Below are 21,067 nucleotides of genomic sequence, written 5' to 3'. Positions count from 1 at the left end.
GGCGTACTCCTCGATCCGGTGCACCCACAGGGTGGTGGGGAGGCGTCACGTCGGCGTAACGCGGCCGAAGCGGCCCCGACAGAACGCCGCCCTACCGTGGGAGGCCGAGCACGGCACTGCGGAAGGGGCCCCCACGGACAGGCGAGATGGACGGTGGGCGCGACCCGACTGGCTGACCCACCCGCTGCGCCGGCAGCGCGGCCCCGTGCCCTGGGCGGCGACCGTCCGCGGGGCCGCCGGCATGGCCGTGCCGCTCGGCCTCGCGGTCGCCGCCGGACGCCCCGCCGAAGGGATACTGGCCGGCCTCGGCGCGATGTTCGCGGGCGTCAACGACCGCCCCGGCGGGCGGCGCGGCGGCGCCGTCCAGCAGGCCGTCCCCGCGCTCGGCGGCGCCCTCGGACTGCTGATCGGCGTCGCCACCGGCTGGTGGGCCGTCCCGCTGCTCGGCGCGGTCGGGCTGCTGTGCGGAGCGATCAGCGTCGCCGGGCCGGTCGCCTCCGCCACCGCCGTGCAACTGCTCGTCCTGACCGCCCTCGGCTGCGGCATGCCCGTCCCGCTCCCCGGCTGGGCGAAAGCCGCCTGCTACCTGGCCGGCGCCGGCTGGCTCCTCCTGCTGCGCCAACTCACCACCCACCCCCGCCCCCGGCACGCCGAACGCCACGCCGTCGCCGCCGTCTTCGACGCCCTCGCCGCCGCACTCGACGCGGCCGGGACCGACCGCGCCGAAACCGCCCGCCGACAGCTCACCGCCGCCCTCGACCGGGCCGGCGAAAGCCTCCGCCCGGGCCGGACGGACACCGGCGGGGCACGGGGACGTGACGGGGCGCTGGGACGTGACGGGGCGTCGGGAGGACGGAGGGTGTGGGGAAACTTTGGGACACCGGGAAGTGACGGGGTGTCGGGAGCCGTCGGGCGGGTGGACGCCCTGCGGGTCCGGCTGGCGGCGGCATCGGCGCTGTGCGAGGCCGGGGTCGCGCTGCTGCACGACGGCCGTCCGCTACCCGGGCGGCTCGCCGTCGGGCCGCGCAGGCTGGCCGACGCCGTCCGGGCCGACCGGCTCCCCGGGCCGCTGCCCGTGCCCGCCGTCTCGACGCCCGCCACCGCGGCGTTCGACCGGGCCGTCCTGCACGCCGCGCTCGCCTTCGGCACCCCCGCCGGCGGAACGGTGCCCGCCACCGCGGTCGCCCGGCGCGCCCTGGCCGCCTGGGTCCTGGGCCTCGGCCCGGGACGTCCGGCGGCGCGCGGAAAGCAGGCTGACGGCTCGTCCGGTGCGGTGGCGGCGTCGCAGCCCGCGGCGCGCGCCGGGAGCGCGGTCGGGAAGTCGCCCGGCGCGGACGGGGTGGCGGGGGCGGTGCCCGGGGTGCCTGGGGTGCGGCCGTGGGGGAGGGCCGGGGTGGCCGGTGGGGTGCGGGTGGCGGTGTGTGTCGGGGTCAGTGCGGTGGTGGCGCTGCTGCTGCGGACCGGGCACTGGTACTGGCTGCCCGTGACGGCCGCGTTCCTGGTGAAGCCCGACTACGGGCCGTTGTTCTCGCGGGTCGTCAACCGGTTCGTGGGGACGGCCGCCGGGGTGCTGCTGGTCGGGGTGCTGCTGCCGGTGCTGCCGGAACCGTGGTGGCCGGTCGGGGCGGTGGCGGTGGCCGGGGCGCTGATACCCGTCGCGCAGCGGCACTTCGCCGCGCAGACCGCCGCGATCACCGTCACCGTGCTGGCCTTCGTCACCGTCGGCGGGGACCGGGGCGCCGCGCGCGGACGGCTCGTCGACACCGCGCTGGCGTGCGCCCTGGTCCTGCTGGTCGGCCACCTGCCCGGCCTCGCCGACACCCGGGCCCGGGTCGGGCAGCGGGCCGCGCACGCGCTGCGGCACACCCAGCGCTACCTGGACCACGTGCTGGGGGAACGCCAGGACGGGGCCGCCGCCGCCCGCCGGGCCGAACTGCGCCGCACCGCCTACCGCACCCTCGCGCAGGCCCGGGCTGCCGCGGAGACCGCCGCCGCCGAACTCCGCCCCGGCGGCCCGCCGGGCCCGGACTGGCTGCGCCTGACTGTGCACGCCGAACGCCTCGCCGACGCCGCCACCGCGTACGCCGTCGAACGCGACCACGGCGCCCCGGCCCCCGCCGCCCCGACCGCCCGCCACCTCACCGGGACGCTCGCCGCCGCGGCCGACGCCCTGGACCGCCCGTCCCCGCGCCGCCGCCCCGGCCCCGGCACACCGCCCTGGCCCGCCGACGGCCCCGACGACGCGCTGGCCGACGTCCGGGCCGAGGTCCGCCGCATCCACGCCCTCACGGCCCCGGCCTCCGCTACCCTCGACCGCACGACCGTCCCGGGCTGAGACGGGGAACGGGGGCGCGGACGGTGCTGGACGAGCGGGCGGTACTGCTGAACGCGTTGGCACAGGGAACCAGGCCGCTCGACCAGGGAGCCGCCTGGTTCCAGGGCCTGGACGGCGACGAGCAGGCCCTCGTGCTGCGCGACCTGGTGGGCTACTGCCTCCAGGCCCGCGCGCTCACCGAGGACGCGCCGGAGAGCGTCCGCCGGGCCGGCCTCCGCCCCACCCACACCCCGGCGGTGCTGCTGACGCGCGGCCACCACCTCGGCACCCAACTCACGAAGATCACCGGCTTGCCGCCGGACGAACGGGTCAAGTCCTTCCGCCTGCTGGTCGCCCTGCTCGCCGTCGCCGACGACCGCCGCCGCGCCCGCTCCTGCGCCGACGGCTGCACCCACGCCTGGCACCACCTGGAGCCCACGGCCCCCGCCGCTGCGGACTGAGCCCGAGGGTTGCCCCGCTGCTCCCGGCGGACCGGCGGCGGAGACGTGGGCGGGGCCTGGGACACTCAGGCCGTGCTGATCGACGGATACGACTACGGGCCCCTGGCCGCCGGTGAGGGCCTGCTCGAGCGCGCCGGCTTCTGGTCCAACCACCTGCTGGCCATGTGCCGGTTCACCCCGGAGGGAACCCGTCCGGCACCCGAGTGGTTCGGCGACGACGGCGCCGACGCGGACGCCCTGTCCGAAGTCCTCCTGGACGACCTGGCCTGGCCGGTGTTCCGCATCCCGTTCCAAGGCGGTCACAACGTCCTCGTCGTCTACCGGAACCTCGCCGGTGACCACGGAACCGACTACCTGGTGACCCGGCCGGACCGGCCTCGGGCAGAGGTCCTCTCCAGCTTCGACGGCGACTGGTACGGCCCGGGCCTGTCCTGGCGCGACATCGCGCACATCGCCGGGACGCCGGACCGGACCGCAACCGGCGTGCACGGCACCGCAGCCCGCCTTCTGCTCCTGTTGCCGATGCTCGCCGACGACGAGCTGCCGCCGGAAGCGCGCGCACGGGTGGCCGCCGCTCTCACAGCCGTCGGAGCACCCGCCGATTCCGCCCAGGACACGGCCGACCATCTCCTTGGGAACAGACGGCCCGCGGCGGGGCGCGGTGGCGGTGCCGAATCCCCGTTGAGCGGCGGCAGCCACCGGCCCACCGGGTCGGACCCGGACGGAGCGACCGTGCCATGGGCACTCGACCATGCCCGGGCCCGGAGCAGTCGCCACGGCTGGGACGATCCCGCCGTGCCTGTGGTGATCACGGTGTCGGAATCGTGATCCGGCACCGCCGGCCCAAGGACGGCGAGCCCGCCGAGTTGCTCCAGCAGGAGGTCGGGCCGATCGAGGATGACTGACGGCGCATCAGACACGCTGCTGCGACTGATCATTGAGGGTGCGTCCGGCGAGCGGGGCGACAGATCGGCGGCCCGATACAAGGCCGGGGTGGTCATCGCGGCGCCGGTCCTCCGGCTCGGGGTGGACGGCTGATCGCCGCGATTCAGTCCGAGTTGGCCCACAGCAGCACTCCGGGGCCGTCCGGCGTGATCACCGGCACCCAGGACTCGTCGGCGTCGCGGACCCGGCTCTCGTCCAGACGCAGGACGTGCAGATCCTCCGTGTGCCCGTCGGATGCCCAGTAGGGGATGCTTTCGATGATTCTGCGCAGCCTTGCGCGCTCGTCATCCGGCCACGAGTGGTTCCACGTGCCGGCGCCGGCGAACTCCTCCTCGAACAGCCGGCGCAGCGCATCCAGCGCGTCAGGGCCGTACACCGGCACCAGGAAGCCCTCCGCCTGCCCCTGCCGACACAGCTGACCACCGTACTGCTGCTGGTAGAAGACGCCGGTCGGGGCCTCGACGACCACGTGCAGCCACCCGTCGGCCCTGCCGTCCTGATCAAGCGTTACGAAACGTCGAGAGCTCACGGCGGCAGTCTCCACGACCGCTGACCGTGGGCTCAACGACATTTCCCCACCGCAGGATCAACTACGAGACACGGCCTGGTGCTCCGGCCGTAGATCGTGATCTTCATGCCTGATTCGCGGCTTGGCGTCGGTAGTGGCTGCTCTGGGCGCGGGCTTGATGGTGGCGCCGCCGGTGGGACCGGCCGAGCCGGTGAGCGACATCGTGGACCGGCCGGATGGCGAGCGTGGCGAACAGGTGCTGGAGCTCGTTGCCGACCGGGGGAATCAAGCCATCGCGGGCGGGTCGGTCGCGGCGCTCGGTGGCCGCGGTGACGACGAGGAAGACGGGGGTGAGCATGGCGAGGGTGACCCACCGGTGCCAGGAGGTCCAGCGCCGTCCAGCCACCCGCACCAGGTCGGACGGCGGCACCGGCTGGGGTGAGAAGCAGTGGCGGAAAGCGAGTTCACCGGTTCGGCGGTTGCGGCGGATCAGCAGCCACCAATGGCCGGTGCGACCGGCTGGGCCGTGGATGTCGACCTGGGACCAGTCGTAGTACCGCTCGCCCTGCGCGCCCGCGCCGGCCGAGTGCCGCTGCCCGGCCCGTTCTGGGATGCCGACGTTCCGGCATCGGTCCGGGTGGTCGGTCCACGAGCGCGGCACGTACAGGGCCCGGTCGATGGCGGCGTGTTCGCGCGTACGTCGTCGCGGATCGCGTCGGCGTCCCACTTCGCGCGGTGGAGCAGGTGCTGCAGGCCGTCCGGGGTGGCGGCGCCCGCGTGCTCGGCCAGGGGCCAGCAGTGCTTGCGCGGCAGGTCCGACAGCAGTCCGGAGATCAGCCGAGGCACCCGGCGGTGGGGTTCAACTCGGGCGAATCGGTTGGCGATCCGGCCCGTCGGATCGTCGAAGGCTTCCTGCCGGTGGGCAGGCGTTGCGCCGGCGCCCGAGCCCGCCGCGTGATCATTGGTTGTCCGCACAACACCTAATGATCAACGGCGGCCTCATCTGCTCGGACGTTCCACCGGAACCAGTAGTCGAGCCCCTCGGCCCGGTAGCGGGCGCCGGCGTCGAACCGCAGCTCGCCCACAAGCCGCCGCGCGTCGTCCGGCGCCTGGCGATGGGGTGCCAACAGCTGGTCCAGCTCGTCGTAGCGGGCGGAGATCCCGCCGTGGCCCGGATGGCTGTCCTGCCCGACCGTCCCGGCCCGGGAGAGCTCGTTCCACCTGGCGAAGATCGCCCACTGCTCGCGCTCCCACTCCAACGCGGCCTCGCTCACGAGCCAGACGCGGTACTCGTCGGCTTCGTCGGCGTGGTCGTAGTCGAAGCCCTGGAAGTAGTGGGGCTTCCCATCGATGTCGGCGAGGCCGGAGCGCGGTCCGTCGTACCACTCCAACTCGACGTACACACGCTCGAAGCCGTCCGCGATCAGCTGCTCTTCGTCCCAGGTCTCAGCCACCCGGGCAGGCTACCGTCGGGCGGCCTCCACATCCATGATCACGATCTACGGCTGGAGCACCACCCGCTTCTTTCCGGTGGCCGGATCGTCGGAACCGTCGGAACGGGTGGACCGGGCGGGTGTGCCGTACCCCGTGCGGGCGTCGTCCCGTTCTGTTCCGCCGGCTCGTGCCAGGTTGCGACGAGATCGTGGAAGCGCGAGAACCGGGTGCCGGGAACAGTCTCGCCCCTGAGTGTCCCGCCGTTGAGCCAGCAGATGTCCAGGACGTCGGTCTCGGTGTCGAGCAGACAGCACACGCCACCGATGGCGGCGGTGAGGTCGGTGAACGTCTTCCTGGCGCTCGCGGACCGCGCGAACATCCGGCTCATGCGTGAGGTGGCGGCGGTGAACTGCAGTGACGCGAAGTTCGGGTGCTGTGCGGGGGAGAACCCGACCGTCAGGTAGATGTACCCGACCGGCACGCGTCCCTGCTCGTCGACGCCGTCGGAGTCGTGGAGGAAGAACTCGCGGACCGCATCGTCGACGCCGATGGCGATCGAAGTGTCCAGTTGGAGCGTGCCGCCTGCTGAACAGTCGACCGGTTCGCTCTTGAAGTTCGAGGTGAACGGCACGGTCAACTGTTCTCCGCCCGGCAGGGTCACCCGGAGCGGCGGCGTGTCGCGGCCTCGGGGGGCGAGTTCGGCGAGCCGGGTCAGTGCCCTCCCGACGTCCCGAGATGGCAGGAAGATCTCGTAGCTGTAGTCCAGTCCCATGCCGCCCCGCTTCCCTCGTCCCGGAGCGGGCATCGTTCCATGATCCGGACCGATCGCCCAGTCGATTCGCACCGGGCGGGATCAGGATCTGCGGCCGGAGTGCCGGACGTCGCGGTCGAGGCAGTGGCGCAGGATGTGCAGGGTGGCGGCTCGGACACGGGGACCCGGTCGGTCGCCAGGGCGGTGAGGAGGTCGACCGTTCCGGGGAGTTCCCGGGCGGCGGTCACCCGGGTCCGGGGCCAGTGGCTCTGGCCGGGACGGGCAGTCCCATCGGTTCCTCCAGGTGGTCGGACCGGGACACGGTAGCGGGGGCGGCCGACAGCGACCGGACGGTTGATCGACGGAGCGTCGGGCGTCTACCGTGCAGCCGTGATCTTCCGGAAGAAGCAGGCCCCGGGCCTCGACCAGTACCTGACCGACCTCGAGCAGGGCGTCGCCGCCCGGGACTCGGCCCGGACCGAGCGGGCGTTCAACGCGATCCTCGGCGGGGCACTGCAGGAGGCCGGGGAGGCGGAGTGCCGGGCGGCCGGGCCGCGGTTGGCCGCGCTGCTGCCCGGGTTCCCGGAGACCGGCCCGCGGGCGGTGCTGGCCACCGCCGCCGGGTTCTGCGTGGAGCGCGGCGCCGACCCGGAGGCGTGCGCCGGGCCGGTCCTGACGGCTGTTCAGGAGGAGGTCGGGGCCGCGCTCGCGCTGGCCCGGCGCTGGCGGGAGACCGCGGGCCCGGACGCCGACCTGCCCGGCACCGGCGAGGCCGCGGCCGAGGCCCTGGTGGAGCGGCTCGGCGGCGCCGAGTACGAGACGGTGCGGGTGGCGCTCGCCTGGTGCGGCATCGAGGACTGGCAGGCCCCCGCGCTCGCCGTCCTGTGCCGCAGCACGGCCGTCCGGCAGCGGTACGGCGCGGCGCTGCTGCCCGCCGTCGACGCGCTCGCGGCGCTGGGCGCGCACGACCTGAAGTGCCTGCGGTACGCGCTGGCGGTCCTCGACGAGGTCCCCGTCACCGTGCTGCACCGCCCCAGCGGCACCGGCTACGAGATCCGGATCGCCGGCATCGGCGACAACTTCCAGCTGCACACCCTGCTCGCCCACCTGCTGATCGGCGGCGGCCACCTGCCCGGCGAGGCCCCGTCCGCCGAGGCCGTCCGCCTCGCCACCGACCCGGCCCCCGCCCGGGGGCGCAGCGGGGTCACCGCCCACGGCGCGTTCGAGCTGCTCGCCCCCGACGGCGAACGGATCTGGAACGAGGGCCTGCCCGAGGACATCCCCGTGGTCGACGGGCGGCGCGTCCTCGTCCTCGACACCCCCGCCTACGGCCGGAGCTGGAACGCCGACCGGTTCTTCCCGCACCTGCCCGGCCGGGCCGAACTCCTCCGCGTGCTGCCCCCGGCCGAGGCCGCCGCCCACCTCGCCCGGACCACCGCCTGACGGAACGTCGGCCGCCCAACGGGCCGGTGGCACAGGTGGGTTGGGTGTACGAAAGGCCGTAGTAGAGTCGGCCCTGCAGAGCGGAACGATCACCGGGGGAGCGCATGACGGTACGGCGGCGCAGACAGATCGCCTGGACGCTGCGGGGGCTGGCGCTGCTCGCGGTGCTGGCGTACCTGCCGGGGCGGCAGGCGTCCCGCTCCGGCGGGTTGGTGGAGGTCGAGCGATTCGACCAGCCGCTGTTGGTGGGGGCCGCGGTGGTGCTGCTGGTGGTCTCGGTGGTGGTGGAGTGCGAGTTCCGCACCCTCTGGTCGCAGATCGGCTGCGCCGCCGCCCTGGTCGGCCTCATCGCCACCGTGGGGCCCGTGCTGCTGGTGGCCGCCGTGTTCGGCGGTCACCAGGCGTCCGAGAAGCGCGCGACCCGCCCCGACCGTCCGGACTGGCTGGTGACCGCGACGGACGCGGGCCCCGTGGACGACCCGCTCCACCACTTCGAACTCGTCACCGGCAGCGGCTGGTCCGCCCGGCACTGGGCGCTCGGCGAGTGGCGCGGGGACGGCGGGATCGGCTCCTACGCGAGCGTGGAGTGGACCGCCCCCGACCGGATCACCGTCAGCTCCGAATACGAGGTCACCGTCTTCACCCTCGACCCCGCCACCGGCCGCCCCGGCGCGCCGGTCGTCACCAGGCGCTGACCACCGGCGGCACTCCGCGGCCACCCGCGCGACGGGAGACCGCCATGTGGGCGCACCTGCGGCGGAGCCCCGGGGCGAGGATACACTCGGTCGGCGCTGACAACGTTGACATGAGGTCGGCGCCGCCCCGTCCGACACCGCTTGGAGCACCCCCATGCCGTTGGCGCTCGTCGCCCTCGCCATCACCGCGTTCGCCATCGGCACCACCGAGTTCACCGCCATGGGCCTGCTCCCGCAGATCGCGCACGGCCTCGGCGTCGACGAACCCCGGGCCGGCTGGCTGATCTCGATGTACGCGCTGGGCGTGGTGATCGGGGCGCCGCTGCTGACCGCCGCCGCCGCGAAACTCCCGCGCAAGACCGTCCTGGTCGGGCTGGTCGGACTGTTCACCCTCGGGAACCTGCTGTGCGCGCTGGCCCCGGACTTCGCCTTCCTCGCCGCGGCCCGCCTGCTCACCGGCCTGCCGCACGGCGCGTTCTTCGGCGCGGGCGCCGTCGCCGCTGCCGAACTCGTCGCCCCGCACCTGCGGGCCCGCGCCGTCTCGGTGATGTTCTCCGGCCTGACGGTCGCCAACATCGTCGGCGTGCCCGCCGCGACCCTGCTCGGCCAGCGCCTCGGCTGGCGCGCCGCGATGCTCGTCGTGGTCGCCATCGGCCTGCTCGGCGTCCTCGCCGTCGCCCGGCTCGTCCCGCACCTGCCCCGCCACCCCGGCGCCGGCATCCGCACCGAGCTGCGGACCTTCCGCAGCGGCCAACTCTGGCTCGCCCTCGGCACCGTGGTGTTCGGCTGCGCCGGCCTGTTCTCCTGCTACACCTACATCACGCCCACCCTCACCCACGTCTCCGGCTTCGCCGACAGCTCCGTCACGCTGATCCTCGCGCTGTTCGGCGTCGGCATGACGCTCGGCAACGCGATCGGCGGCTACGCGGCCGACCGGGCGCTGCGCCCGTCGATCTGCGCCGCGTTCCTGGCGATGGCCGCCGCGCTCGCGCTGTTCGCCGTCACCGCGCACGCCCGCTGGTCGGCCGCCGTCACCGTGGTGCTGATCGGCACGGCGGGCTTCGCAACCGTCCCCACCGTGCAGACCCTGGTGATCCAGAAGGCCCGCAGCGCCCCCACCCTGGCCTCGGCCACCGTGCAGGGCGCCTTCAACGCGGCCAACGCGCTGGGCGCCTGGCTCAGCAGCCTCGCCCTCGGCGCCGGCCTGGGCTGGACCTCCCCCACCCTGGTCGGGGCCGGCCTCTCGCTGCTCGGCTTCCTGATCGCGGCGGCCTCCTGGGCGGTGGATCGCCGCGCCCCCGCCGTCCCCGCCGCCACGGCCGTCGCCGACCGGACGCCGGTGGCGGCGGACGGGGCGGTGGGGGAGACGGGGGCGCGGGTCGCCGCGCTCTGACGGACCGTCGGACGGAGGTTTCGTCCAGCACCGCTGCTGGGACTTATGGTGGGACTGACCGCACCCCTGGGGCCTCGATCGTCCGATCCGCTGCCGGGACGCTCCGTGCGGGCCCGCCGCAGCGGGCCGTGGAGGTCGCGCTCGCCGCGGACCTGGCCGGCGCCGGTCACCGACCGGTGGTCCGGGTCTCCTCGGAGGAGTCCGTGGCCGGGTTGATCGGACGCCGGTCGGGGGCGCGCGGTTCTTCTTCCGGCGGTGGTCGGACGAACCGCCGTCCGTGCTGGTCGCAGGCTGCGTAGTCGTGGAAGTTGCGTGGGGCCTCGACGAGTGAAACCCGGTTGGCGCCGCGCGGGGGGAACGGTCGGCGGAGCTGTACCGGGTCGTCCTGCCAGTGGCAGCCCCGACCCGCCGCTGTGCCCGGTCCTGGAGGCGCGGAGCCGGGCGGGCGGCGGCGGGTCGGGGTGGGGGTGTCAGCTTTCGGGGAGCGGGGTCGTCGGGGTGCGGCCCAGGGTGCGGACGGCCGGGACGGCGATCATCAGGGTGAGCAGGAGCAGGCCCGCGACGGCGGAGAACAGGAGGACGCGGTCGGTGCCGAAGGCGGCGGCGACCGGGCCGGAGAGGGCGCGGCCGACCGGGATCACCATGATGGAGCCCGCCACGTCGTACGCGGAGACCCGGGCCAGGACGGCCAGCGGGATGTGGGTCTGCACGCTGGTGGACCACATCACGCCCCAGAAGGCGAAGCCCGCGCCCGCGACCAGGCCGGTGAGGGCGGTCAGGGCGAAGGACCAGTGCAGTGCCGGGGCCAGCGGGTTGAGCGAGAAGAAGAGCATCGCGCAGGCCCCCGCCACCAGGGGCTTCGCCGGTCGCACCCGCATGCCGAGCAGGCCGCCGACGATGGTGCCCGCGCCGTCCGCCGAGGCGATCCAGCCGTAGCCGGCCGAGCCGTGCTGGTCGGTCAGCGCGACCGCGCCCAGCGGCACCGAGGGGCCGAACACCAGCAGCCCGTACACCGACCAGACCGCGATCACGCCCCACAGCCACGGCCGGGAGCTGAACTCCCGCCAGCCGACGGCCAGTCGGTGCCAGATCGGGGCCGCGGGGGCGTCGGCGGTCCCGTCGGTGGCCTCGTCGGCGCCCAGGTTGCGCAGCGGGAGCAGGCCCAGCGCGCTGAGCGCGAACGCCGCCGCGATGGCGGTGAACGAGCCGGCCACGCTCCAGTAGCCGACCAGCAGGCCGGCCGCGCCCGGGCCGAGCAGCGTGCAGACGGCCTCGGAGATCCGCAGCAGCGCGTTGGCCCGCTGGAGGTCCTCGGCGACCCGGGGGACCAGGCCCGCCAGGCCCGGCTGGAACATCGCCGTCGCCGCGCCGGAGAGCGCCATCAGCGCCATCACCTGCCACAGCGACACGTCGGTGACCGCCAGCAGCAGGGCCAGCACCAGCATCGCCAGCATCCGCACCGCGTCCGCGCCGACCATCATCAGCTGCGGGGTGAAGCGGTCCGCCAGCACGCCGCCGAACAGCACCAGCAGCACGATCGGCGCCATCCACGCGGCCAGCGCGTAGCCGACCCCGCTCTCGCCGTGCCCGGTGCGCAGCACCGCCGCCGTCAGCGACACCATCAGCATGCCGTCGGCGAACAGCGAGGAGCTGCGGGCCAGGAACAGCAGCCGGAAGCGGTGCGAGCGCCACGGGCTCGGGGGAGCGGCGGGAGTGGGGGAGGGGTCCGCCTGGGCGTCGCCCGGGCGGCTCTCGACAAGCTTGTCGTCCATGGTCATCTCGGCTCGGCCGTCGGGCGGCCGGTTCCTTCCAGGAGTGTCTGCTGCTGCAACCAGCCCGCGGGCAGGCCGGGTTCGGCCGGGACGGCCGGAACGATCAGGTAGCGGCGCGGGGCGAGCACGCCCGGCCGCGAGGGCAGGACCCGCATCAGCGCGTCGTGCGCCCCGCGCGGGTCGGCCGGGGCGGCGAGGTACGCCGTCAAGTCGGCCGTGACGTGGGCGGGTCGGCCGTCCAGGGCCTCGGAGAGCGCCGCCGCGACCGCCGCCGGGGAGACCCAGCAGCCGTCCACCACCGTCCAGTCGCCGCCCCGCTCCGGACCGGCCACGCCGGTGACGGCCGCCAGCCCGGCCAGCGGCACGTCGCCGTCCGCCGCCGCCTCCAGCAGCCGCACCAGACCGGTCAGGAACCCCTCGGCCTCGGCCCGGTCGAACAGCTGCGGGTCGGCCCACAGCGCCAGGTGCAGCACCGGGTCGGTGCGGTAGACGAACGTCAACAGGGCCGTGGGCAGGGCCTGTTCGTCACCCCAGGCCAGTTCGAGGGCGGGCGCGGACTCCGCCGTCGCCGCGGCCGGGCGCAGCGCCCCCGGCAGCCCCGAGACGTCGTTGTACACCACGTCCCGGCCGAACCGGCTGCCCCGCTCCACCGTGGTCGCGTCGATCATCTCCCACAGCCGCAGCGCGTCGAACCGGCTGTGCCGGTACGCGTTCAGCGCCGCCGCCCACGCCGACTTCAGCAGCGCGTCGAAGCCGACGCCCGCCGGGACGTCCAGCAGCAGCAGCGCGTCCTGCGACAACGGCGTGACGGTGCGCGCGAGTTGCGACTTGTAGCGGTTCGCGGTCGGGGCCGCGCCCAGGTACGCGGACTGCCCCGCGCGGTGCGCCACCAGCGCGCACCAGGCCGTCAGCAGCACCGTCGGGGCGGGCACCCCCAGCCGCTCGGAGGCGCGGGCCAGCGCGGCGCCGCCGCGCGCCGAACGGAGCGTCAGCTGCGCCGCGCTCCCGCCCGCGGTGCGGGCCCGGGGCTCGGCGAACATCGCCTGCGGCGCCGTCCGCAGGATCTTCTCCCAGTACCGCAGCGAGGCCCCGGCCTTGCGCAGACCGGCCGGGGACGCCTCCTCCTCGGCCAGCTGGAGGGGCGTCAATGTGTCCTTCCGGTCCGGGAGTTCGGTGCCGGAGAGGAGTTCGGTCCAGTCCGCGCGGAGCACCGCGAGGGCGCTGCCGTCGGCGGCGGCGTGGCCGGCCACCAGGGCGAGCAGGACGGGCGCGCCGCGCTCGGTCAGCAGCACGGTGCGCAGCGGGTGGTCGGCGGCGAGGTCGAACGGGGCGAGGCGGGCGGCCCGGGCGAGCCCGTCCGCGTGCCGGGCCGGGTCGTCCGGGAGCACGTCGAAGTCGGTGACGGTGACGGTGAACGCGCCCTCGGCGAGCACGACCTGCTCCACCGGCAGCGGGCCGGCGTCCGGGAGCGGGAACACCGTCCGCAGGGCCTCGTGACGCAGCGTCAGCTCGCGCAGGGCGTCCAGCACCGCCCCGGTCGACACCCCCGCCGGGACCGGCCACACGTCGTGGATGTCCACGTCGGCCGCGCCGTCCCGCAGGATGCACCGGATCATGTTGGCCTGACCGAGGGTCAGCGGGCCCCGCCGCGGGCCGTCCGACGCCCAGTGGACGGTGACGGTGCGTGAGGTGGAGGGAGGCAAGGGGGGATGCGCCTTTCGGAGAGGAGGGAGGCTTGCTTCTGGGAGGGCGGAGCCGAGGACCTTCGGCCCGAAACGGGGTGGCGCCCTGCGGCCCGTCGGACACCAGCCACTCGGCGCCGCCGTTCCCCGGGCCCCTAAATGCGTTCCTGGCGGGCGGCCGCCGTCAGGGCGGGCCAGGTGTCGAGGAGGGCGGCGAAGTCGGTGAGGTCGGTGGCGGCGCGGGTCAGGAGGCGGTCGTGGTGGGTGGCGAGGGTGTCGGTGAGGGCGGACCAGTCGGGGCCGAGGCGGCGGTAGGCGTCGGCGACGGTGGTGAGGCGGGCGGGGTCGGGGGCGGGGGCGGTGCGGACGGCGGTGGCGATCCGGTCGGGGCGCAGGCGGCCGTCGGGGTCGAGGAGGTCGGCCCCGGCGAGGGCGGTGAAGACGCCGTTCAGGCTGCCGGTGAGGAGGAGGAACTTGGCGAGCCGCAGGTGGTAGGCGGTGCGGCCGGGGCCGGTGCGGCGTTCGCCGGTGTGGAAGTTGACGATGTGTCGGTTGTGCAGGACGCCGGGCAGGCCCGCGTGGTGCAGGACGTGCAGCAGGAAGTAGTCGGTGCCGATGGTCTCGGCGGCCGTCGGCAGCGGCACCCGGGCGTAGACCTCGCGGTCGAGGGCGACGTTGCACATGTCGACCCGGTTGGGCGCGACCTGGCCGAGCACCGGGCGGTCCGCGGTGAACGGCGCGGTGCCGGCCCCGCGGAAGGCCTCCTTGACGGCCTGCGGCCGCCACGGGGGCGGGACGGTCGGCGGGAGGGAGAGGCCGACGAGTTCGGCGTGCACGCCGGGGTCGAGGGCCAGGATCTCCGCGACGTCGACCGAGAGTTCGCCGATGAAGGAGGCCCCGGCCAGGGCCACCGGCAGGTCGGCGGCGTGCGGCCCGAGCCGGGCCAGCCGGCCGGCGCCGATCCGGCCGGCCACCTCGCGGGCCGGGCGGCCGACCGCGGCGAGTTCCTGGTCGATCGGGAACACCGGTGCACCGTCGAGGAGTTGGTAGCGCGAGTCGGAGTCGCGGCGGTGCACCGAGGCGCAGCCGAGCGCCTCGGCGAGCAGGAACGCCCGGTCGGTGCAGGCGCCGTAGGAGACGGTGGCGGGCAGCAGCCGGTCGAGCAGGCCGTCCTGGCCGGCCAGCCCCGCCCGGGCCAGGGCCCGGGTGAGGAAGGCGCGTTGGGCGTCCTCGTCGAGGTGGTGGACCCGCACGCCCGGGGCGGCCGGGGCCGCCGCGAGGGCGGCGGCGTGCTCGGCGACCACCGGGGCGGGCGAGGAGTCCAGCACCAGGACGGCCACCTCGACCCCGAACTCCCTTGCCCCGTGGGCGGCTTCCGCGAGGAGGCCGTGCAGGGCCGGGAGGCAGGAGCGGTTGGTGGGCAGGGTCAGGCAGACGCGGCGCACTCGGCCACTCCGGTCGCGGAGACGGTGTCGGCGGCCCCGGCGGCGGGCTCGGCGGCAGCCCCGGCAGCGGGCTCGTGCCAGGAGCTGAGGCCGAGCAACTTGCTGCCCAGGTCGGTGAGTTGCCCGGTCGGGTAGCGCTTGGACTCGTGCAGCACCGGGTCGCCGACCAGGGTGCGGTTCCAGCGCGGGGTGCGCAGGTGCCGCCAGGAGTCGACCCGGGACTTGCGCAGCCGCTCGTGCTCCTCCAGGGCGGGCATCATCGACAGGTACTGCACGGCGCGCACGCCCTGCTCGGAGAGGTTGCGGGCGACGCCGTGCGCCAGCAGGCCGTTCCAGATCAGCAGGTCGCCGGGGTGCAGTTCGGGCCGGACGACCGGGAGTTCGGCCCGGTCGATGTCCGGGCGGACCGGGTCGCGGTCGGCCGGCTGGGTGAGCTTCCACGGCTCGAACCGCCGGAACAGCTCCGGGTTGCACTGGAAGCCGCCGGTCTCCGGGGAGGTGTCGTTGAGCGCGATGATGCCCTGCACCCGCTGCGGGGGGACGCCGAGGGTGGTGTCGATGTCCCAGTGCAGCTCGATGTCGAAGCCCCGGTCGGTGGGGTCGATCAGCGCCCGGTCGCGGATGCCGCGGTTCGGCGGGTTCAGGTTGAGCCGGTCCAGGGTGACCCACAGCTCCTCGCAGTCCCAGACGTCCACGAACGCGTCGTAGACCCGCCGGGTCTGCCGGCTGTCCCAGAGCAGCTGGTGGTGGTACGCCTCGACGAAGCCGTAGACGAGCAGCTGCTGGTCCAGCTCGCTGCGGATCGGCCGCTCCGCGTACCAGGTAGCGGGGTCCTCGGGGTCCAGGCCCTGGAAGTCCCAGGCGAAGTCGAGCATCCGGCGGGCGTGCTCGGCCGGGACCGCCTCGCGGACGATCACGTAGCCGTAGGTCTGCCAGTGCGCGAAGTCCTCCTCGGACAGCACGCGCAGCGGCCGGGACTTGGTCAGTTCGCGCAGGGTGTGCTGGGCGAGGTAGGACTCGCCGTCGTTGCTGAAGTACGGGCGGTCGCTCGCGGCCCGGAACAGATGGGCGCGGCGCGATGGTGCGGACATGGGAGTACCCCTCCAGGGAGCAGGCGGAAGGCGGTCGAACGGGGGGCGTCCGGCGTCCCGACGGCGGCACGGGCGCGACGGCGGGCCCGGTGCGGGGCGGGACGGGAGGACGCGGGTGCGCCCCGGGCCGGGAGGCGGCCGGGCGCGGCGGCCCCCGCAGCGGGGCCGGTCGAGGCGGGCGGCGGGGAAGGGCGGCGCAGGGGAGCACCGCGGCCGCTCCGGCCTCGGACCCCGACATTGGTCCAGACCACAAGGATTGTCAAGTTCCTGCCGGGTAACCGGCGATGGCCTCGGGTCAAGCTCGGTGCGGTTGCGAGTTGGTCTAGACAATTACCGAGAAGCTGTCCTAATGTCCCCTACGACCCCGGTCCCTGACGGAGCGTCGGCCCGCCCCTGCCCGGGCGCCGGCCCGCGCCGCCACCGGCCGCGCCGCCACCCGCCGCGCCCGTCCGGGCCCGCACCGGGGGTTCGACGCCGGACCCCACGCACCGCACACCCGCGGCCCCGCCCCACGACGAGACCCTTCCGCGTCCGTCCGTGCGGCCCCGCCGCGCCCGACCGCCCCCGTTGAGAGGGAAACCCCGACATGAGCACCACCACCGCCGCACCCGGCGTCCGCCTCGCCGACGCCGGACCCGGACTCGTCACCCTCGACCCCGTCCGCACCGCCCTGCTCCGCGGCCTCGACGACCTCCTCACCGGACTCGCCGCCCAGCTGGCCGCCCCCGAGGTGCTCGGCCCGCCGCTGCTCGCCGCCGACGGCCTCGCCAAGCTCGACTACTTCCGCAACTTCCCGCACCTCGGCGTCGGCGCCGGCCGCTTCACCGCCGACACCCACGCCGACCTCGCCGCCGGCGCGACCCCCGGCACCCGGCTGCTCGAACCCACCGGCCACCTGCTGCCCTCCGCCACCTGCTACGGCCTGCTGCTCTCGCTGGAGGGCCAGGACGTCGGCGACGGCATCCGGCTCTCCGCCGCCGGCCGCTGCTTCCGCAACGAGACCCACTACGACGGACTGCGCCGCCTGTGGGGCTTCCACATGCGCGAGGTGCTCTACCTCGGCACCAAGGACGGCGCCGTCGAACACCTCGACCGCGGCGCCGAGTACATCACCGCCACCGCCGAACTCCTCGGCCTCGAACTCACCCGCGCCGTCGCCGACGACCCCTTCTACGACAAGGGCGGCTCCCGGGCCAGGCTGATGAAGCTCGACCCCGTCAAGCACGAGTTCAGCGCCCCCGACGGCACCGCCATCGCCTCCGTCAACCGGCACCGCAACTTCTTCGGCGAGCGCCTCGCCATCCGGGCCGGCGAGCACGGCGCCGCCTACAGCGCCTGCGTCGCCTTCGGCCTCGAACGCTGGGTGCACGCCATGATCCTGGCCCACGGCAGCCCCGAGACGGCCCTCGTCCGCCTCAACGCCGCCCGCGCCTGACCACCCCGACACACCTCACCGAGGAGCACCGCCCGCAATGGAACGCATCACCGCCTGGCTGCACGAGAAGAACCCCGACCTCGACGGCCCGATCGGCACCGGCGAGGACCTGATCGAGGCCCGCCTGATCGACTCGATGGACTTCCTGGAGTTCATCGACCTGCTGGAGGACCTCACCGGCGACAACATCGACCTCCAGGACGTCACCATCGACGACTTCCGCACCCTCGACCGGGTCCGGGAGCGCTTCCTGACGAAGTAGCCGCCCCGGCGGCCCGGGCACCCGTCGCCGCTCCCGCTACCAGCGCCACACCCGCCCCGGCTCGGGCGCGGTCGGACGCGGGATGCGGGCGACGACGGGCCCCCGGGCCGCCGCCGGACGGGCGTGCTCCGACAGGTACGCCGCCCGCGGGTCGCCGGTCTCCGACATCAGCTCCAGCGCCTCCCGCCAGCGCGCCGCCGCCTCCTCCGGCCGCCCCAGCGCCGCGAAGGTGTGCCCCAACTGCTCCAGCGTCCGCCCCTGCGCCCAGCGGTGGCCGGTCGCCCGGTGCAGCTCCAGGGCCCGCCGCAGGCAGCCCAGCGCCTGCGGCGGCCGCCCCAGCGCCCGGTGCACCGTGCCCAGGTGCAGCAGCGCCAGCCCCTCGGTCCGCCGGTCCGCGCCCGGACGCAGCGCCAGCGCCTCCAGCAGCCGCCGCTCCGCCTCCGCCAGCCGCCCCAGCCGCAGCGCGGCGTCCCCCAGGTTGACCAGGGTCACCCGCTCCGCCCAGCGGTAGCCGGTCGCCCGGGACAGCGCCAGCGCCGGACCCAGCAGCTCCAGCGCCTCCGCCGCCCGCCCCTGACGCAGGATCAGCTCCGCCAGGGTGTTGCGCGCCGCGCACTCGCTCTCCGCGTCCGGCGGGACCGGGGCGCGGGGGGAGTCGGCGGCGTCCGGGGCACCCTCCGTGCAGCGGGCCAGCGCCCGCCGCAGGTGGATCTCCGCCTCCGCCGGCCGCCCCGCGTGGAACTGCGCCGCGCCCAGCAGCACCAGCGACACCGTCAGCGCCCGCGGATCGGCACTGTCCGCGGCCGCCGCGACCGCGATCCGGGCCGCGTTCAACCACTCCGCCCGGTGCTGCCGCAGATCGAAGAACGACCACAGCGCGAACGGCAGCTGCCAGGCCGCCGGGGGCCGCCCCGTCGCCGCCGCGTGCCGGATCAGCGACAGCAGGTCCGCCAGGTGCGCCTCGCACCAGGCCGCCGCGTCCCCGTACCCCGCGAACACCGGCGGCCGCACCCCCGGCAGCGGCGCCGCCGCCACCGACCGGCCCCCCGGCTCCAGCAGCCGGCCCGCCGCGGCCGCGCCCTGCCGGTACCAGTCGTACAGCCGGTCCAGCGCCGCCGTCCGGTCCCGCGCCGGGTCCTGGGTCTCCGTCAGCTCCCGCGCGTACACCTGCAGCAGCGAATGGAACCGGAACCGCTCCGGCGCCTCCACCTCCAGCAGGTGCACGTCCGCCAGCAGGTTCAGCAGCTCCCCGGCGTTGCCCGCCGTGGTGCCCAGCAGCGCCGCCGCCGGGTCCGCCGTCAGCGCCGGACCCGGGTGCAGCGCCAGCAGCCGGAACGCCCGGGCCGGCTCCGGGTCCAGCTCCCGGTACGACCAGGAGAACACCGCGCGCAGCGCCGAGTCGCCGTCGTCCGCCGCCGCCAGCACCCGCAGCCGGTCCCGGTCGGAACGCAGCTCCTCGTTCACCCGGGCCGGCGTCAGCCCCGGCCGGGCCGCCGCCCGTTCCGCCGCCAGCAGCAGCGCCAGCGGCAACCGCCCGCACAGGCGCACCAGTTCGCGGGCCGCCGCCGGGTCCGCGTCCACCGGCCCCGCCCCCAGCGTCCGGCGCAGCAGCTCCACCGCGGGCTCCGGCGCCAGCGGCGCCAGCGTCACCCGGCGCGCCCCGTCCCGGGCCACCAGGCCCGCCATCCTGGTCCGGCTGGTCACCAGTACCAGGCAGCCCGGCGCCCCCGGCAGCAGCGGCCGGACCTGGGCCGGGGCCGCCGCGTTGTCCAGCACCAGCAGCACCCGGCGCTCCGCCAGCAGGGTGCGCAGCAGCGCGCTGCGGTCCGCGAGCCCCGCCGGCACCAGCCCCGGGTCCGCGCCCAGCGCCCGCAGGAAACTGTCCAGTACCTCGCCCGGCTCCCGCGGCGCCCCCGAACTGCCGTGCCCCGCCAGATCGCTGAACAGCACCCCGTCCGGGAAGCAGGAGCGGGCCCGGTGCGCCCAGTGCACCGCCAGCGCGGTCTTGCCGATCCCGCCCATCCCGTCGACCACCCAGATCCGCGGCCCGCCCTCGCCCCACGGCGAACGGGCCGCGGCCAGCGCCGAGTCCAGCTCCGCGAGCGCGCCCTCCCGCCCCGCGAACACGCCCGGCGCGGGCGGCAACTGCACCGGCACCGGGACGGGCCCCGCCTTCGGGACGCCGCCCGCACCGCCCGCGTCGCCGTCCCCGCCGTCCCCGCCGGCCGTCCGGCCGCCCGGGCCGTCGACCGGGCCCAGCAGCGCGGCGTCCACCCCCAGCGCGCGGGCGCAGGCCGCCGCCAGCACCTCGTTGCCCGGCCGCCCGCCCGTCTCCACCCGGCTCAGGTAGCTCTTGCTGTAGTGGGTCGCGCGGGCCAGCTCCGCCAGCGAGACCCCGTGCTCCTCCCGCAGCCGCCGCAACCGCTCGCCGAACGTCACCGGCCCCGGTCCCCCCACTCCACTTCCTGATGCGCTGTCACCGCCGTACGGCCCGCGCCGCCGCGCCCGGTGTTGCCACGCCCGCGCTGTCAACACCCTGTCAACGGGCAACACCTTGCCGCGCGCCCGTCCGCCCCCGAACGATGGGAACGGCGCCCGGACTCCGCAGCAGGCCGCGCGCCAGCCTATCCGCCGCCGGGGAAGCGACGGACCGGCCGTCCACCACAACCGCCCAGGCCACGGAGCCGCCACCGCGAAAACCGCTCCCCCTCGCCCGCCCCGCGCGGGCAGACTGGGGGGATGCCCACCGAACACTGGCCGTTGCCGGGCCTGCGGGTGCGTGCCCCGCGGGTCGAGCTGCGGCTGCCCACCGAACCCGAGCTCTTCGAACTGGCCGACCGCGCCGCGCACGGCGTGGTCGCCCCCGGCACCCGGCCGTTCCGCTCCGACTGGGCCTACGGCACACCCGCCGAACGGGCCCGGGCGGTGCTGCGCGCGCACTGGCGGTCCCAGGCGAACTGGACGCCCGAGGACTGGTCGCTGCCGCTCGCCGTCTTCCTCGACGGGCACCCGATCGGTGTCCAGTCGATCCGCGCCAAGGAGTTCGCGGTACGCCGCGAGACCCTCTCCGGCTCCTGGCTCACCCTGCCGCACCACGGCCGCGGCCTGGGCACCGAGGCGCGCGCCGCGATGCTCCACCTCGCCTTCGCCGGCCTGCGCGCCGAGGACGCCGCCTCCGCCTCCTTCACCGACAACGCCGCCTCGATCGCCGTCTCCCGCAAACTCGGCTACCGCCCCGACGGCCTCGAACGCGAGAACCGCCACGGCGAACCCGCCACCACCCAGCGCTTCCGCCTCACCCGCGCCGACTGGACGGCCACCACCCGCCCCCGGATCACCCTCGACGGCCTCGCCCCCTGCGCCGAACTCTTCGGCCTCCCGCCCGACGAGGACCGCTCCTGAAGGACGCGGCGGTACGCCGCGGCGGGAAGCGGGC

17 protein-coding genes and 2 pseudogenes are annotated in these 21,067 nt (G+C 75.5%); 9 read left to right on the top strand and 10 right to left on the bottom strand.

Translation table 11 applies throughout. From position 1 onward, the window contains the following. The first annotated feature begins 241 nt into the window (after nucleotides 1-241). The 3 genes from ACIQBJ_RS32735 to ACIQBJ_RS32725 all read left to right on the top strand — a co-directional run bounded on the left by ACIQBJ_RS32735 (nucleotide 242) and on the right by ACIQBJ_RS32725 (nucleotide 3,603). Nucleotides 242-2,335, top strand: a complete 2,094-nt coding sequence (locus ACIQBJ_RS32735; RefSeq protein WP_400718002.1) for an FUSC family protein — start codon at nucleotides 242-244, stop codon at nucleotides 2,333-2,335. A gap of 23 nt (nucleotides 2,336-2,358) precedes the next feature. Continuing rightward, nucleotides 2,359-2,775 (top strand): DUF5958 family protein, encoded by a 417-nt coding sequence (locus ACIQBJ_RS32730; RefSeq protein WP_400718000.1) that lies wholly within the window; start codon nucleotides 2,359-2,361, stop codon nucleotides 2,773-2,775. A 72-nt stretch (nucleotides 2,776-2,847) separates the two neighbouring features. Further along, complete coding sequence (locus ACIQBJ_RS32725; protein WP_400717997.1) at nucleotides 2,848-3,603, top strand: hypothetical protein; 756 nt, start codon at nucleotides 2,848-2,850, stop codon at nucleotides 3,601-3,603. 220 nt (nucleotides 3,604-3,823) lie between these two features. Here the strand turns inward: ACIQBJ_RS32725 and ACIQBJ_RS32720 are convergent, their stop codons facing one another. The 4 genes and pseudogenes from ACIQBJ_RS32720 to ACIQBJ_RS32705 form a co-directional block, all read right to left on the bottom strand. Then, the gene (locus ACIQBJ_RS32720; protein WP_400717995.1) at nucleotides 3,824-4,249 is read right to left on the bottom strand and encodes a DUF6210 family protein; all 426 of its coding nucleotides are present in this window, start codon (nucleotides 4,247-4,249) and stop codon (nucleotides 3,824-3,826) included. Nucleotides 4,250-4,352: 103 nt separating this feature from the next. Beyond that, nucleotides 4,353-5,113: pseudogene (locus ACIQBJ_RS32715) on the bottom strand (hypothetical protein). A 95-nt stretch (nucleotides 5,114-5,208) separates the two neighbouring features. Further along, nucleotides 5,209-5,682 (bottom strand): hypothetical protein, encoded by a 474-nt coding sequence (locus ACIQBJ_RS32710; protein WP_400717993.1) that lies wholly within the window; start codon nucleotides 5,680-5,682, stop codon nucleotides 5,209-5,211. 38 nt (nucleotides 5,683-5,720) lie between these two features. Beyond that, nucleotides 5,721-6,434 (bottom strand): hypothetical protein, encoded by a 714-nt coding sequence (locus tag ACIQBJ_RS32705; protein ID WP_400717990.1) that lies wholly within the window; start codon nucleotides 6,432-6,434, stop codon nucleotides 5,721-5,723. A gap of 369 nt (nucleotides 6,435-6,803) precedes the next feature. Between ACIQBJ_RS32705 and ACIQBJ_RS32700 the strand changes: the two genes are divergently transcribed. The 3 genes from ACIQBJ_RS32700 to ACIQBJ_RS32690 all read left to right on the top strand — a co-directional run bounded on the left by ACIQBJ_RS32700 (nucleotide 6,804) and on the right by ACIQBJ_RS32690 (nucleotide 9,944). Continuing rightward, nucleotides 6,804-7,856, top strand: a complete 1,053-nt coding sequence (locus tag ACIQBJ_RS32700) for a hypothetical protein (protein WP_400717988.1) — start codon at nucleotides 6,804-6,806, stop codon at nucleotides 7,854-7,856. Between the two features lie 104 nt (nucleotides 7,857-7,960). Next, nucleotides 7,961-8,551 carry a hypothetical protein gene (locus ACIQBJ_RS32695; protein ID WP_400717985.1) on the top strand — a complete coding sequence of 197 codons (591 nt, stop codon included), beginning with the start codon at nucleotides 7,961-7,963 and terminating at the stop codon, nucleotides 8,549-8,551. Nucleotides 8,552-8,705: 154 nt separating this feature from the next. Then, entirely contained in the window at nucleotides 8,706-9,944 is a 1,239-nt protein-coding gene (locus tag ACIQBJ_RS32690; protein WP_400717983.1) for an MFS transporter, read from the top strand. A gap of 166 nt (nucleotides 9,945-10,110) precedes the next feature. Here ACIQBJ_RS32690 and ACIQBJ_RS32685 read toward each other — a convergent pair. From ACIQBJ_RS32685 to ACIQBJ_RS32665, 5 genes and pseudogenes are all read right to left on the bottom strand, one after another. Beyond that, nucleotides 10,111-10,329 (bottom strand): annotated as a pseudogene (locus tag ACIQBJ_RS32685) (CPCC family cysteine-rich protein); the annotation flags it as partial. Nucleotides 10,330-10,414: 85 nt separating this feature from the next. After that, nucleotides 10,415-11,722, bottom strand: a complete 1,308-nt coding sequence (locus tag ACIQBJ_RS32680) for an MFS transporter (protein WP_400717980.1) — start codon at nucleotides 11,720-11,722, stop codon at nucleotides 10,415-10,417. Then, nucleotides 11,719-13,419, bottom strand: a complete 1,701-nt coding sequence (locus tag ACIQBJ_RS32675) for a condensation domain-containing protein (protein ID WP_400717978.1) — start codon at nucleotides 13,417-13,419, stop codon at nucleotides 11,719-11,721. The genes ACIQBJ_RS32680 and ACIQBJ_RS32675 overlap by 4 nt, the downstream gene beginning before the upstream one ends. Before the next feature lie 134 nt (nucleotides 13,420-13,553). After that, nucleotides 13,554-14,843 carry a DUF6271 family protein gene (locus tag ACIQBJ_RS32670; protein ID WP_400717976.1) on the bottom strand — a complete coding sequence of 430 codons (1,290 nt, stop codon included), beginning with the start codon at nucleotides 14,841-14,843 and terminating at the stop codon, nucleotides 13,554-13,556. After that, nucleotides 14,825-15,934, bottom strand: coding sequence for a phytanoyl-CoA dioxygenase family protein (locus tag ACIQBJ_RS32665; protein WP_400717974.1), 1,110 nt, complete (start codon nucleotides 15,932-15,934; stop codon nucleotides 14,825-14,827). Before ACIQBJ_RS32665 ends, ACIQBJ_RS32670 begins: the two co-directional genes overlap by 19 nt. Nucleotides 15,935-16,520: 586 nt before the next feature. On the opposite strand from ACIQBJ_RS32665, the gene ACIQBJ_RS32660 reads away from it, so the two are divergent. Both ACIQBJ_RS32660 and ACIQBJ_RS32655 read left to right on the top strand, forming a co-directional pair. Then, nucleotides 16,521-17,369, top strand: coding sequence for a hypothetical protein (locus ACIQBJ_RS32660; RefSeq protein WP_400717972.1), 849 nt, complete (start codon nucleotides 16,521-16,523; stop codon nucleotides 17,367-17,369). Between the two features lie 37 nt (nucleotides 17,370-17,406). Further along, entirely contained in the window at nucleotides 17,407-17,631 is a 225-nt protein-coding gene (locus ACIQBJ_RS32655) for an acyl carrier protein (RefSeq protein WP_400717970.1), read from the top strand. Nucleotides 17,632-17,667: 36 nt separating this feature from the next. On the opposite strand, the gene ACIQBJ_RS32650 is transcribed toward ACIQBJ_RS32655, so the two are convergent. Further along, nucleotides 17,668-20,070: an ATP-binding protein gene (locus tag ACIQBJ_RS32650; RefSeq protein ID WP_400717967.1), complete on the bottom strand. Its 2,403-nt coding sequence runs from the start codon at nucleotides 20,068-20,070 to the stop codon at nucleotides 17,668-17,670. A 300-nt stretch (nucleotides 20,071-20,370) separates the two neighbouring features. On the opposite strand from ACIQBJ_RS32650, the gene ACIQBJ_RS32645 reads away from it, so the two are divergent. Further along, nucleotides 20,371-21,033, top strand: coding sequence for a GNAT family N-acetyltransferase (locus tag ACIQBJ_RS32645; protein WP_400717965.1), 663 nt, complete (start codon nucleotides 20,371-20,373; stop codon nucleotides 21,031-21,033). Nucleotides 21,034-21,067: the final 34 nt, after the last annotated feature.

Source organism: Kitasatospora sp. NPDC088391 (assembly GCF_044753345.1).
GTDB lineage: Bacteria > Actinomycetota > Actinomycetes > Streptomycetales > Streptomycetaceae > Kitasatospora.
This window is presented reverse-complemented; position numbering and strand designations above follow the sequence as displayed.